An 11,884-nucleotide genomic window follows, 5' to 3' on the forward strand; every position below is an offset into this window, starting at 1 on the left:
CGCCCGGTCGAGGGAGGCGATCGCCTCCATATACCGTCCCATCATCCCCAGGACGACGGCGGACTTTTTCACCGCCGAGCTTCCGGGATCGATCCCGGCGGCCTTCCGGTAGAGCTTCAGGGCGGGGTCGAGCCTCCCCTCCTCCAGGCGGAGATCGGCCTCGGTGATCAGATCTCGAAGGTCGACCTGAGAGCGCCCCGCGCATATAGATGCGAGAAAAGATGAAAAAAGGCGGCGAAGGCCGCGGCAGATGGGATCCATCACCGAAATCAGGGCTTCAGCCGCCTGATCTCCAGGTACCTCACCTCGCCATCCAGCTGGTAGGCGAAGACCATCTGCTTTCGTACGCTGTGGGCGAGCCGGACGGCCCGAGAGACGACGGGAAGGTGAAATACGTGGTCGGCGGGAATGGAGTGGACCAGGTACTCGGAGTGGGGCACCTTCTTTGAGCCCTCCACCCTCTTGTAGACCCGGAAGTGGCTTCCGAACTTGAACCCGGTCTTGACCACTAGGTCTCGATCCCGGAGGTCCCGGTAGACCCGGCGCTTCATCTCGAAGTCGTTCTCGATGAGATTAGCCCTTTCAACGAACTCCCCGAGGCTTAGGGGCGTGCCGGACCGGTCGACGACGTCGAGGACACCCTTCTCGAGGAGGTAGGCCGACTCCACCAGGGAGAGCTGGAGCCTTCCTCCTACGGGCTTTCCGTAGAAGCCCCCTTCGTGGAGGAGCTGGGACGACTCCGGGTCCCAGAGCATGACCCTGTCCTCGAGGAGGGTGGCGGTGCTCTCCGGAGCGGCGGCCTTCATCTCGCCCGAAAGCCCCCTCTCCCTCGCCTCGTAGAAGGTGATGTCGCTCTCCTCGTCGACGACCGCGAGCATCAGCCTCTTTCTCATCTGTCTTGCGATCCTCGTCGGCTCCACCAGCTCTTTGAGGGGGACCGGGTGCCTCTCCGAGATCACCTGGACGTAGAACTCGGCGGGAGTCTTGCCGGGCCTTCCGCCCCTCGGGTAGACCCGAAAGTCGGTGACCCCAGGCTGGACGTAGTATCCCCTCTCTCGGAGGTCCTTGTAGACGACGTACCGAAACTCGAAGCCGGCCTCCATCGCCGTCGCCGTCTCGAAGAAGGACCGGAAGTCGAGGTCCTCCCCATCGAGGCGGACGCGTATCCTCTCCCGGTCCAGGAGGTAAGCCGCCTCCACCAGGGTGAGCTCCAGGCCCCCGGAGACGGGCCTTCCGAAGCTTCCCTGCTCGTAAAGCTCCTCTGCGGCCTCTTTTCCGAGATGGACCTTCCCGCCGGAGAGGTGGCCACGGATTGGATCTTCGGCCATAAGGATGGAGGATCAGGTGGAGAGCCCGTCCGGCCAGACGCCGTGGACGCAGGAGAGGGCCTGGTCTACGGTGCGGTGAACCTTCTCAGCCGGATATCCAGCGTCAAGGAGGTAGGACTCGACGTGGTTGGGGACGGCGATCGACATCTGCTCGACCATCATCGCCACCTGGAGGATGGTGTAGTCGCCGAGCTTGACGGGTATGATCGAGTCGGATACCAGAAGCTCGAAGATCTCGGGGCTGATGGGCCGCTCAAACCCGGAGAGGAAGGCCTCCAGAATCTCGCTCGTCCACTCGTGCTTTCTTCCGGCCTGGTCGACGTAGGGGACGACGACGACCTCTCTCGTCTTGGCCATGCTCTCGACGAGATCCTCGGGGGCCACATCCCCCTCGAAGACGAAGTCCAGGAAGCTGGTATGGGGCACTGTGGTCGGGATCTTGCTCGCCCTGATGCTGTAGGTGACCTCCTCGAAGACGGTCCCCGCATCGGTACCCTGGTGGCCTACGCCCTTCCCGATGGATACGGCCGAGGGCGATGCTCTCACCACGGTGTGGGGGTCGCCGTGTCTCCGATCGATGTTTCCGAGGATCATCTTGAGGCCCAGGGGCCGGGCCGCAAGGGACGCCCTGCAGATCCCGGTGGTGTTGCAGCTGGTGCACTGGACGACCTTCGGCTTCGACTTGAGGAACATCTCGTAGTTCTCAAGCCCGAAGAAGAACTCACGCTCGAAGTCGGCCTTCAAGGAGTCGGATATCTCGACGCCCTTCTCCACCAGCTCTGCCATGATCTCGTCTCTGTGGGCTCCTCCCATCAGGGAGATGGTGCAGCCGTGAGCGAGTCCCGCCTCGACGTAGGGCGTCTCCTGGCCTCCGGGGGTCCCGACCATGATGAAGTCGGATTCCTCGAAGAAGTCATTGTGGCCCCCCTGGATCGAGAACCCGGCATCCTCCCACTTTGATTTGTCCGCATCGTCGGTGACGTAGGCTTTTACGCCGCAGATCCTGACCAGCTTGCTCAGGATGCTCTTCGCCCTGCCGTGGGGCTGGCGCAAGAGGACGTTGAGGTCGCCCTCGATCCCCGCGGCCTTCTTGACAGCGTCCAGGGCGAGGATGGTTCTCTTGTTCTCCGTTCCGTCAAATCCAACGAAGCCTGCATTTGATTTCAGTATAATTCCTCCTTAGCGAGATGGAAGAAGCATCACGATATTAACTTTTCCGTTAAATCTCGGATCTATGATTCTTCGAAGGTCTCCAGGATCCAGTTCACAATCATCTCTGCGTTCTGATCTGGATTCTGCTCCTCGGCGTCGACTACTATGCCGGGGCAGATCGGCTTCTCGTAGGCGACGTTGACCCCCGGGACGTTCGCCTCCTCGCCCCCCGCCTTCTCGTATATCCCCTTCGGGGAGTAGACCGCCTTCCTGCCCCGCTCCCGCTCGATACAGGTCGAAAGGGCGGCCTTGACGTAAACCTCCTCGAAGTTGGGGATGAGCTCTCTTGCTAGATCCCGGTATCTCCGACGATTGGCGGTGGCGTCCACGATGACGTCAGTTCCCGCCTCCGAGAGTAGCTTGGCCATGTAGGCGAGGCTAGCGTAGACCACCTCCCTCTCCTGCTCGGTGTAGGTGGGCTCAGGGGTGATGACCTGCCGGATCTCGTCCAGCTCCAGAACCTTGACCTCTATCCCTCGATCTTCGAGCCTCGCCTTCACTTCTTTGGCGATGGTGGTCTTTCCGCAACCGGGAAGGCCTGTGAACCAGAGAACCCAAGACATGGGAAACGAGATGCACCGTGGCGAATAAATATCATTCCCCTGGGCGAGACGGTCCGGGTTTCAACAAGTTTACCAGGAGGGTCTCATTTCGTGATCGATATCTGCGGTTTCGCCCTCCAATCTCGGCCTCTGCCCCCGCCGGTACTTCGGAGAAAATATTCGATCGAACAAAAGATTAATATAAGTGTTCTTGATATATAGAGATGCAACGAGACATATCCTCCTCTGCATAGGGATAATGTGAGGTATAAAATATGACCAATAAAAGAAACTTCGCATTGAGAGATAAAGAAGGGAACGAGATCGGCGTTTTCACTGGAAAGCAGCCCAGACAGGCGGCTTTGAAGGCTGCAAACCGGGGATACACCGACATCAGGCTTAGGGAGCGGGGCACAAAGAAGGTTCACATCTTCGAGGGCGAGAGAAAACTGGTGACGAAGCCCTCCAACGCCCCTGACTGGATGCCCAAGGAGATCTGGAAGCCGAACGTAAAGAAGATAGGTATAGAGAAGCTGGACCAGATCTGAAGATCTCGTCCACAGATCTTTTTTCGGTGGCGCGAGCAGAATCGAGATACGGGTTCCCCGCTTCGGCCAGGAGCTTGAGGGCGGGCGCAGGCATGACAGCCCGCCCGCCACGTCTTCTGGAATCTTCTCCGCCTTTTCTGATCCTTCTATCGCGGGTCATTCGCTCATGCTGAGAAGGAGCCTGATCTCTCTTCCCTGGTAGTCTATCGTGGTCCAGAGGAGCTCGTACTCCGTTCCGGATATCTTGTAAGTTCCCCTGCCCGACCTCTCCATCTCGACCCTCTCCGCCATCGCCAATAGCTCGGGGAACGGCTGGAAGAGGGGATCGCTGAAGGTGTTTCTGCCGATCTGATCGGCGTCGGGATCGCTGATGATCGTCCCGTCGGGCATCATGGCCCAGATCTTGGCTCCGCCCTGGGGCTGATGGGGCGCGAGAATGGCGCCGAAGAGCTCCGCCGGGTTGACCAGGACGGTCACCGCCCCCACAAACCACCCCTCCTCATCGAAGATGGGGGATGCGAAGTCCATGGCGCGGACCCCCTCGACACTATCTATATAGGCGAGGCCCACGGGGCGTCGGGTGGATATCAGCTCCTCGATATGCTCCTGGTCTCCTATGCTGGTGCCCTCGACCTCCTGGTACTCTGTGGGCATGACCTCTGCGATGACGCCGTCGCCGTCGACGGTTATGCAGTCCACCACCCAGGGTCCCAAGCCCGTAAGGCCTTCGAGAATCTCCCGCGCCTTTGGCCCCACGATCCCCGTTGAGGATAGGGCGTGGCTCGCATTCAGAAGGGCCTGGTCTATCGCCGTGAGGTTTGCGCTGACGGCGTCGGTGGCGCGAACGAAGCTCCAGATCAGATCCGCATCGTTCTCGGCATAATTCGATCCCGCCTCATCGCCGAGGGCGACGGGCCCGAGGGATGTGACCAGGACTGCGGCCATGATCGCCGATCTGAGAAGTTTCTGAGCAGCTTCCGATCGCCCCCCTCTCCCTCTAGTCTCTCTCGATATCTTCATAGGATCACCATCGTCTCTGATGAAACTATGGCCTATCATCCTCTCGGGGACTTATCCTTTGCCGCCGAAGAGAGCGCCAGGGGCCGAGATCTCGAAGAGAAGTGGCAGAGGCGGAGCGAACAAAAATAGATGGCTGCCTGAATATGCTGAGAAAAATAAAAAATGGGGAAAAAAGAGCTTCAGCCGAAGAGGGCACCGAGCCCCTCAATACCGCTCTCTTCGGCCTCTTCCTTCTCCTCTTCGGTCTCCTCTTCTGCAGGGGCCTCGGCAGCGCTTGCGGGAGCTGCCGCGGCCGGCGCTGCTGCGACGGCCACGCTGGGGGCCTTGGAGAGGACGTCCTCAATGTCGACGCCCTCGAGGGCGGAGACGAGGGCCTTTATCCTGACCTCGTCGGGGGTGGCGCCTGCGGCGCTGAGTATGGTCTTTATGCCCTCCTCGGACACCTCTTTACCTGAGCTGTGAAGCAGTAATGCTGCATATACGTATTCCATCTTAATCCACCTCTTGATCTCGATCAACCGAACAGGGCAGACAGTCCGCCGAGTCCGGCCTCTTCATCCTCTTCCTTCTCTTCCTCGGCCTCTTCGGCCTTCTCTTCGACCTTCTCTGCCGGGGCTTCAGAGGCTGGAGCCTCCCCCGGGACGCCCTCAACCAGGTTGGTCAGCGCGGACGCGTCCGCCGCCGCCCTCGCAAGGAGCGCCTCCATCATGCTGGGAACGGGGATCGCCCCCTCCAGGACCAGGTTTCTGGCCCTCGATGCTGCCCTCTGGAGAAGGGGTCCGATTGTGGTCGGGGTGGCGTAGCCTATCTCCAGGGCGAGGCCCAGGGCCTGCGCAGAGGCTGTGCCCATCTGAGATAGGATCCCCTCGACGTCGATGGTGAGGTCTTCTGGCCTGAAGACGAGGCCGTCCTCGTAAACGGCCATGAGCTCCAGCCCCACCCTCCTCGGGAAGATCTCCATCGTCGCCAGAACCTCGGCCAGCTGGGCTGATACGGTCTCGCCCTCCTCGGCCACCACCCTCGTCTCGTTGATGACCACTTTGCCGCTCTTTATGGCGGCGGGAATTCCAGCGCTCTGGAGCTTGCCCACCATGGGACCTGGGGAGAAGGGGGTCTCACCCTTCTCGATAACGATATCGGTGGGAGCCTTCCCGCCGGCCTTGATCGGCATCGGCTGCTTTTTCGCCTCCAGCATCTTGTAGAGCTTGAAGGGGTTAACGTCGGTGAATATGAAGGCTGTCTGGGCTTCAATCTCGTCTGCGAGAGGCGAGAGATCGTCGGAACATTTCTCTATCGCCCGGCGGGCGATGTTGTTTCGGACCATCTTGATGGTGGCCACGTCCCGCAGTTCAGCCCGCAGATCCTGGAGCTGCTTTGCGGGGATCTCGGTCAAGCCCACCAGCCCGACGATGGGCGATTCGCCTATCCTCTCGACCAGATCCTCTACCTCTCTGATCTTCCACTCTGGGACGTGCTCTGTATGGCGTACCTGGACGGACATCTCACATCACCTTCACTGCTGGACCCATGGTGGTCTTCACGTAGACGGACTTCAGGTTCTGTTTGCCGTCTTTGAGGGTCTGCTCGAGCTTGGTCGTGACGGCCTCTACGTTCTCTGTGATCTCTTGGACATCCATATCCTTGGAGCCAACAGCCAGGTGGAAGGTGAGCCGATCACGAGACCTGACCCTCACCAGGTTCCTTTGCCTGTTGATTATGGGCGCGATGTCCACGTTCGGGGGCAGAGGCAGAGGCATCTTCCCCCTCTTTCCCAGGATGGGCCCGAGCTTCTTGCCGATCGTCGGCATGAAGCTAGTCTCGGCGATGAAGTAGGTGTACTCGTCGGCGATCTTCCTTGCCCGCTTCTTATCGTCGCCCAGCTCATTGAGCTCGTCTGAAGAGATCACCAGGTCCGCGCCTGCACGTTGGGCCAGAAGGGCCGTCTCGCCGCTGGCGAATACCGCGATCTTTGCAGATCTGCCGCGACTGTGGGGGAGAATCACCTCTTCGTCCACCCTGTTGGCCGGCTGGCTCATATCGATATTTTGCAGGTTGATCGCCAGGTCGACTCTCTCGTTGAACCTCCTCTCGGGGGCCTCGGAGATCGCCTTTCTGACGGCGTTCTCTATAGTCTTGTTCATCTCAATCCTCCGTAGTCCTCGACTTATTGTCTACTACGGCATCTCAAAAAGAGAGTCCAAATCCCGTCTGCAATCCTCTATAATAACTTTTCGTCTATGCGAGGAGTTCATCGAATCTCCCCTCGTCTACCGCCGATTGGGCCTCTTTTCGGGGCATACCCTCTACGGTGATCCCCATAGTCCCACAGGTACCTATGACCTCTTTGGCGGCGCTCTTCAGGGAGACGGAGAGGAGGTTCTTCCTTTTTACCCCTGCGACCTTGATCACCTGATCCATGGTCAGATCTCCAACCATCTCCAGGGCGTTGCCGGATCCCTTCTCCAGCCCCACCTCTTTGAGGATCAGCGCCGAGGTGGGGGGAGTCCCCACATCTATCTGGTACTCGGTCCTGCTCTTCACCGTAACCTTTACAGGAACCTGCATCCCGTTCAGGTCTGCAGTCGCCTCGTTGATATTCTTTACAACATCTGCAACGTTAACACCTAATGGTCCTAGTGCGGGGCCCAGCGGGGGTCCTGCGCTGGCCTTTCCACCGGGTACCAACACTTCAACAACATTGGCCAAGAAATTCACCTCTGAATCTCGTCTTTGCTGAGCACGCGCACGTGGTCACCCCTCACAGTTATGGGGATGGGGACCATCGCCTCGAAGAGCTCTACTGTGATCTCCTCCTTGGCGACGTCTACCCTCTTGACCCTGGCCATCTCGCCCTTGAAAGGTCCCGAGATCAGCTCCACTATGGCACCCTCGTTGATGCCCACCACCGCGGGCTTTGGCGTCAGAAAATGCTCGACCTCGCCGAAGCTGGAGGCACCCTTTATCACCGAACGGGCGTGGGGCACCCCCTGTATCGCCTCCTCGACGATCTCTGGAGCCTTCGCCTCTAGGAGGACGTAGCCCTTCAGGACGTCGGGCACCAGGAGCGCGGTTATGTCGTACTTCTCCTTGCGTGCCAGCTGTGCGATGAGGTTCGCCACGGAGCGTTCCTGGTTTGCGGTGGTCTTCACTACATATATGCTGGTCTCGGCCATTCTGACGGAAGACAGTCGAACCGAATATAAATAGGTTTTCAGCCAGAGCTGATATCTCGTTATCGAATTGGGAGATATCGATCGCCTTTCGATCCCCCGGTTGAATGAGACCGCAGCTGGAGACCCTCTTCGAAGATCTTCATTTTGGGATGGTCGTCGGCTGCCCTCTATGGCCCGAAACGTTCATATAGAAGTTTAAACACCTCGCAAGCCATCAGATCAACAGAAATCAGATCGACAGGAGGATGAAAAAGATGGCAGGATTGGGGGGAACCCCTGTACTCATACTCAGAGAGGGAAGTCAGAGGACCGCTGGCCGCGAGGCCCAGAAGTCGAACATCATGGCAGCGAAAGCTGTTGCAACCGCCGTCAGGACCACGCTCGGTCCCAAGGGCATGGACAAGATGCTCGTCGACACCCTGGGCGATGTGGTCATAACCAACGACGGCGTCACCATCCTCAAGGAGATGGATATCGAGCACCCGGCGGCCAAGATGATGGTTGAGATCGCCAAGACCCAGGACGATGAGGTGGGCGACGGGACCACCACCGCGGTGGTTTTAGCCGGCGAGCTTCTGAAGAAGGCCGAAGAGCTCTTGGACCAGGAGATCCACCCCACCGTCATCGCCTCAGGATACAGGGCCGCCGCCGACAAGGCCATGGGGATCATGAAGAACATGGCCATAAGCGTCTCCCCCGATGACGATGAGCTCTTGAAAAAGATCGCCATCACCGCCATGACCGGCAAGGGCTCCGGCATTGCCAGGATCGAGCTGGCAGATCTGACGGTAAAGGCCGTCAAGGCGATCGTGGACGAGGACGGGACCGTGGACGTCGACAACATCACCGTCGAGAAGAAGGTCGGAGGCAGCATAACCGACTCTCAGCTCGTCTACGGCATGGTGATCGACAAGGAGCGTCTCCATCCCAACATGCCGAAGAAGGTCAAGGACGCCAAGATCGCCCTCCTGAACACGGCCATCGAGATCGAGAAGACCGAGGTCGACGCCAAGATCGAGATCACCTCTCCCGACCAGCTCCAGGCATTCCTGGACCAGGAAGAGACTATGCTGAGGGATATGGTCAACAAGATCGTCAGCACCGGGGCCAACGTCGTCTTCTGCCAGAAGGGGATCGACGACCTCGCCCAGCACTTCCTGGCCAAGGCGGGCGTCTACACCATCAGAAGGATCAAGAAGAGCGACATGGAGAAGCTGGCGAGGGCCACCGGCGGAAGGATCGTCACCAGCATCCACGACCTCGCCGAGAGCGAGCTTGGCCGAGCTGGCCTCGTCGAGGAGAAGAAGATCGCCGGCGACGACATGACCTTCGTCGTGGAGTGCGAGAACCCGAAGTCGGTATCCATAATCCTCAGAGGCGGAACCGAGCACGTCGTCGACGAGCTGGACAGAGCGATGGAGGACGCCCTCCGGGTGGTCGGCGTGGCCCTCGAGGACTCCCTCCTGATGCCCGGCGGCGGCGCTCCCGAGATCGAGCTCGCCCTGCGGCTGAGAGAGTACGCGGCCACCGTCGGCGGAAGAGAGCAGCTGGCGATTGAGGCCTTCGCCGAGGCCCTCGAGATCATACCCAAGACTCTGGCCGAGAACGCCGGTTTTGACCAGATCGACACCCTGGTATCCCTTCGAAGCAGCCACGAGAAGGGGGTCAAGACCGCCGGTCTCGATATGGAGAACGGCGACCCCACCGACATGCAGGAGAAGGGCGTCGTCGAGCCGATGAGGGTCAAGACCCAGGCCATCAACTCCGCAGCCGAGGCCGCGGTCATGATCCTCAGGATCGATGACGTCATAGCCTCCAAGTCCGGCGGCGAGGGTGGCATGCCCGGCGGCATGCCCGGCGGAATGGGCGGAATGGGCGACATGGGAGAGGATTTCTGAGCCCCTCCCAAAACCATCTCTCTTTTTCCTCTTTTTCCCTGAAACCCAAAAATTCGCAGCTCAAAACTCTCTGCAACTCTTGGTCTTCGTCACCTCCTCGAGGGCGGGCCGGTAGAACTTCTCGGTGTACTCTTTTACCATCCTCCTGGATGTGAAGTTAGGTCCCGTCACCCGGATCGCCTCCTTCATCACCTTGATCCAGTCCCGGGGCACGCCCTTGTCGTCCACCCTGTAGTAGAGGGGTATGACCTCCTTCTCCAAGATCTCGTAGATAGTCTCGGCGTCACGTCTATCCCTGACGTAGTCGTTGGGGTCCTCCGCCCCCTCGAAGCCCCAGCCGTTTTTGCCGTTGTATCCCTCGACCCACCAGCCGTCGAAGATGCTGAGCTGTGGGACGCCGTTGAGGGAGGCCTTCATGCCGCTGGTCCCCGAGGCCTCCATCGGCGGCCTGGGGTTGTTCACCCAGACGTCCACCCCGTGGACCAGGTACTGGGCTAGGTACTGGTCGTAGTCCTCGACGAAGGCGATCCTCCCCTCAAACCCCTTGTCGGCGGCGGCGTTGAAGACCTGCTGAAGGAGGAGCTTGCTCTGCTGGTCGTCGGGATGGGCTTTCCCGGCGAATATTATCTGGACGGGCCTCTGGGGGTCGGTGAGGATCTTTCGGAGCCTTTCGGCGTCCCTGAGCAGCAGGGTCGCCCTCTTGTAGGAGGCGAACCTCCGGGCGAAGCCGAGGGTCAGGGTCTGAGGGTCCAGAAGAGTTCCGAAGGCCATTATCGTCCGGGAGTCGGACTCGGGGTCTCTCCACTTCTCCCTCGCCCTATCCTTCACCTTGTTTATAAGAGCCCTCTTCATCCTCCGATGCTGCGTCCAGAGCAGCTCGTCGGGTATCTCGCCGATCAGCTCCCAGATCGCTGAGTTGTCGTGCTTTTCGAGCCAGTCGCGGCCGAGGTGCTCGATGAATGTGACGTTCCCAAGCCTTCTGTCGATCCATGTGGGGACGTGAATCCCGTTGGTGACGTAATCTATGGGGATCTCATCTTCGGGGAGGTCTGGCCAGAGGTGGCGCCACATGCTCCTGGTAACCTCTTGGTGGCGTCTGCTGACGCAGTTTCGGTATTTGGACATCCTGAGGGCGAAGACGGTCATGTTGAAGCCGCCCGCGGGGTCACCTGGGTCGATCCCGAGCTCGAAGAACTCGTCGCGACTCATGCCGATCCCTCGGAGGTAAGGCCCGAAGTACTTGTCCATCAGCTCGAAGGAGAACTTGTCGTGGCCTGCGGGAACCGGCGTGTGGGTGGTGAAGACCGTCGTCTCCCTGACGTGCTCTGCTGCCTTCTCGAGGCTCATCCCCTCCTCGACATATCTCCTGATCCTCTCCAGGATGGCGAAGGCGGGATGGCCCTCGTTCAGGTGCAGGACGGACGGCTCGATCCCCAGGGCCTTCAGGACCCGCACCCCACCTATCCCCAGGACGATCTCCTGCCTCAGCCTCTGCTCGGGATCGCCAGTATAGAGCCGGTCGGATATGCTCCGGTCCCAGGGATCGTTAGCGTCGACGGCGGTGTCCATAAGGTAGAGGTCGGTCTTTCCCACCTGGACCTTCCAGACCTCGGCGTATATCTTTCCCTCCAGAAGCGGAATCTCGACGAGAAGGGTGTCGCCCGCCTCGTCCCGGAGTCTCCGGACCGGGGCGTTCTCTCTGTCCAGCCTCTCACAGGCTCCGGCCTGCCAGCCGTCTGGAGTGATCCTCTGGAGGAGGTAGCCCTCGGGATACATGAATCCGATCCCCAGGGAGGGGACTCCGAGGTCGCTGCACTCCTTGAGGTAATCTCCGGCGAGGAAGCCGAGCCCTCCAGCGTAGACGGGGAGGGCGTGGTGGAGGCCGTACTCGGCTGAGAAGTAGGCTATCGTCCTCTCCCGAGGATCTGCGATGCTGGTGCAGAACCAGCCGCTTGCGGGGTCCATGTCCGCCTCGAACCTCGCCATGACGGCGTCGTAGTACCGGAGGAACCGGGGGTCGAGGGAGGCGAGCTTAAGAACGCCTTCGTCGAGCTCGTGCATCATCTTGACGGGATTGTGGCCGTTTCTGCTCCAGGCCGCCCGTCCTCCCAGCATTATGAATAGCTCTCTCCCCTCGGGATGCCAGCTCCACCAGAGGTTGTA

13 protein-coding genes are annotated in these 11,884 nt (G+C 59.9%); 2 read left to right on the forward strand and 11 right to left on the reverse strand.

Annotated elements, in window-relative coordinates:
- From ACP5EL_RS03045 to ACP5EL_RS03060, 4 genes are all read right to left on the reverse strand, one after another.
- The coding region (locus tag ACP5EL_RS03045; protein WP_428400970.1) for a hypothetical protein at window positions 1-261 on the reverse strand (261 nt) is incomplete at its 3' end.
- 8 nt (window positions 262-269) lie between these two features.
- Complete coding sequence (endA, locus tag ACP5EL_RS03050; protein ID WP_428400971.1) at window positions 270-1,328, reverse strand: tRNA-intron lyase; 1,059 nt, start codon at window positions 1,326-1,328, stop codon at window positions 270-272.
- 12 nt (window positions 1,329-1,340) lie between these two features.
- Window positions 1,341-2,381, reverse strand: coding sequence for a glyceraldehyde-3-phosphate dehydrogenase (locus tag ACP5EL_RS03055; RefSeq protein WP_428400972.1), 1,041 nt, complete (start codon window positions 2,379-2,381; stop codon window positions 1,341-1,343).
- 179 nt (window positions 2,382-2,560) lie between these two features.
- A complete protein-coding gene (locus ACP5EL_RS03060) occupies window positions 2,561-3,103 on the reverse strand; it encodes an adenylyl-sulfate kinase (RefSeq protein ID WP_428400973.1) in 543 nt (180 codons plus the stop codon).
- 254 nt (window positions 3,104-3,357) lie between these two features.
- Between ACP5EL_RS03060 and ACP5EL_RS03065 the strand changes: the two genes are divergently transcribed.
- Window positions 3,358-3,630, forward strand: coding sequence for a non-histone chromosomal MC1 family protein (locus tag ACP5EL_RS03065; RefSeq protein ID WP_428400974.1), 273 nt, complete (start codon window positions 3,358-3,360; stop codon window positions 3,628-3,630).
- A gap of 156 nt (window positions 3,631-3,786) precedes the next feature.
- On the opposite strand, the gene ACP5EL_RS03070 is transcribed toward ACP5EL_RS03065, so the two are convergent.
- The 6 genes from ACP5EL_RS03070 to ACP5EL_RS03095 form a co-directional block, all read right to left on the reverse strand.
- The gene (locus ACP5EL_RS03070; RefSeq protein WP_428400975.1) at window positions 3,787-4,650 is read right to left on the reverse strand and encodes a hypothetical protein; all 864 of its coding nucleotides are present in this window, start codon (window positions 4,648-4,650) and stop codon (window positions 3,787-3,789) included.
- A 179-nt stretch (window positions 4,651-4,829) separates the two neighbouring features.
- Window positions 4,830-5,141, reverse strand: a complete 312-nt coding sequence (gene rpl12p / locus ACP5EL_RS03075) for a 50S ribosomal protein P1 (protein ID WP_428400976.1) — start codon at window positions 5,139-5,141, stop codon at window positions 4,830-4,832.
- 23 nt (window positions 5,142-5,164) lie between these two features.
- Window positions 5,165-6,151 (reverse strand): 50S ribosomal protein L10, encoded by a 987-nt coding sequence (locus ACP5EL_RS03080; RefSeq protein ID WP_428400977.1) that lies wholly within the window; start codon window positions 6,149-6,151, stop codon window positions 5,165-5,167.
- A gap of 1 nt (window position 6,152) precedes the next feature.
- Window positions 6,153-6,791: a 50S ribosomal protein L1 gene (locus tag ACP5EL_RS03085; RefSeq protein WP_428400978.1), complete on the reverse strand. Its 639-nt coding sequence runs from the start codon at window positions 6,789-6,791 to the stop codon at window positions 6,153-6,155.
- Between the two features lie 94 nt (window positions 6,792-6,885).
- Window positions 6,886-7,356 carry a 50S ribosomal protein L11 gene (locus ACP5EL_RS03090; RefSeq protein ID WP_428400979.1) on the reverse strand — a complete coding sequence of 157 codons (471 nt, stop codon included), beginning with the start codon at window positions 7,354-7,356 and terminating at the stop codon, window positions 6,886-6,888.
- 5 nt (window positions 7,357-7,361) lie between these two features.
- Window positions 7,362-7,823, reverse strand: a complete 462-nt coding sequence (locus tag ACP5EL_RS03095; protein WP_428400980.1) for a transcription elongation factor Spt5 — start codon at window positions 7,821-7,823, stop codon at window positions 7,362-7,364.
- Window positions 7,824-8,077: 254 nt separating this feature from the next.
- Between ACP5EL_RS03095 and thsA the strand changes: the two genes are divergently transcribed.
- The gene (gene thsA, locus ACP5EL_RS03100; RefSeq protein ID WP_428400981.1) at window positions 8,078-9,721 is read left to right on the forward strand and encodes a thermosome subunit alpha; all 1,644 of its coding nucleotides are present in this window, start codon (window positions 8,078-8,080) and stop codon (window positions 9,719-9,721) included.
- Window positions 9,722-9,781: 60 nt separating this feature from the next.
- Here the strand turns inward: thsA and glgP are convergent.
- A partial coding sequence (glgP, locus tag ACP5EL_RS03105) for an alpha-glucan family phosphorylase (protein ID WP_428400982.1) occupies window positions 9,782-11,884 on the reverse strand: 2,103 nt, incomplete at its 5' end.

The sequence above is a fragment of the Methanocrinis sp. genome, from assembly GCF_049974945.1.
Taxonomy (GTDB): Archaea; Halobacteriota; Methanosarcinia; order Methanotrichales; family Methanotrichaceae; genus Methanocrinis.

What these genes read in the sequence shown, in the direction of transcription:
- endA (WP_428400971.1), bottom strand. Translation starts at nt 1,328, where the DNA reads ATGGCCGAAGATCCAATCCGTGGCCACCTCTCCGGCGGGAAGGTCCAT.
- ACP5EL_RS03060 (WP_428400973.1), bottom strand. Translation starts at nt 3,103, where the DNA reads ATGTCTTGGGTTCTCTGGTTCACAGGCCTTCCCGGTTGCGGAAAGACC.
- ACP5EL_RS03065 (WP_428400974.1), top strand. Translation starts at nt 3,358, where the DNA reads ATGACCAATAAAAGAAACTTCGCATTGAGAGATAAAGAAGGGAACGAG.
- ACP5EL_RS03070 (WP_428400975.1), bottom strand. Translation starts at nt 4,650, where the DNA reads ATGAAGATATCGAGAGAGACTAGAGGGAGAGGGGGGCGATCGGAAGCT.
- rpl12p (WP_428400976.1), bottom strand. Translation starts at nt 5,141, where the DNA reads ATGGAATACGTATATGCAGCATTACTGCTTCACAGCTCAGGTAAAGAG.
- ACP5EL_RS03080 (WP_428400977.1), bottom strand. Translation starts at nt 6,151, where the DNA reads ATGTCCGTCCAGGTACGCCATACAGAGCACGTCCCAGAGTGGAAGATC.
- ACP5EL_RS03085 (WP_428400978.1), bottom strand. Translation starts at nt 6,791, where the DNA reads ATGAACAAGACTATAGAGAACGCCGTCAGAAAGGCGATCTCCGAGGCC.
- ACP5EL_RS03095 (WP_428400980.1), bottom strand. Translation starts at nt 7,823, where the DNA reads ATGGCCGAGACCAGCATATATGTAGTGAAGACCACCGCAAACCAGGAA.
- thsA (WP_428400981.1), top strand. Translation starts at nt 8,078, where the DNA reads ATGGCAGGATTGGGGGGAACCCCTGTACTCATACTCAGAGAGGGAAGT.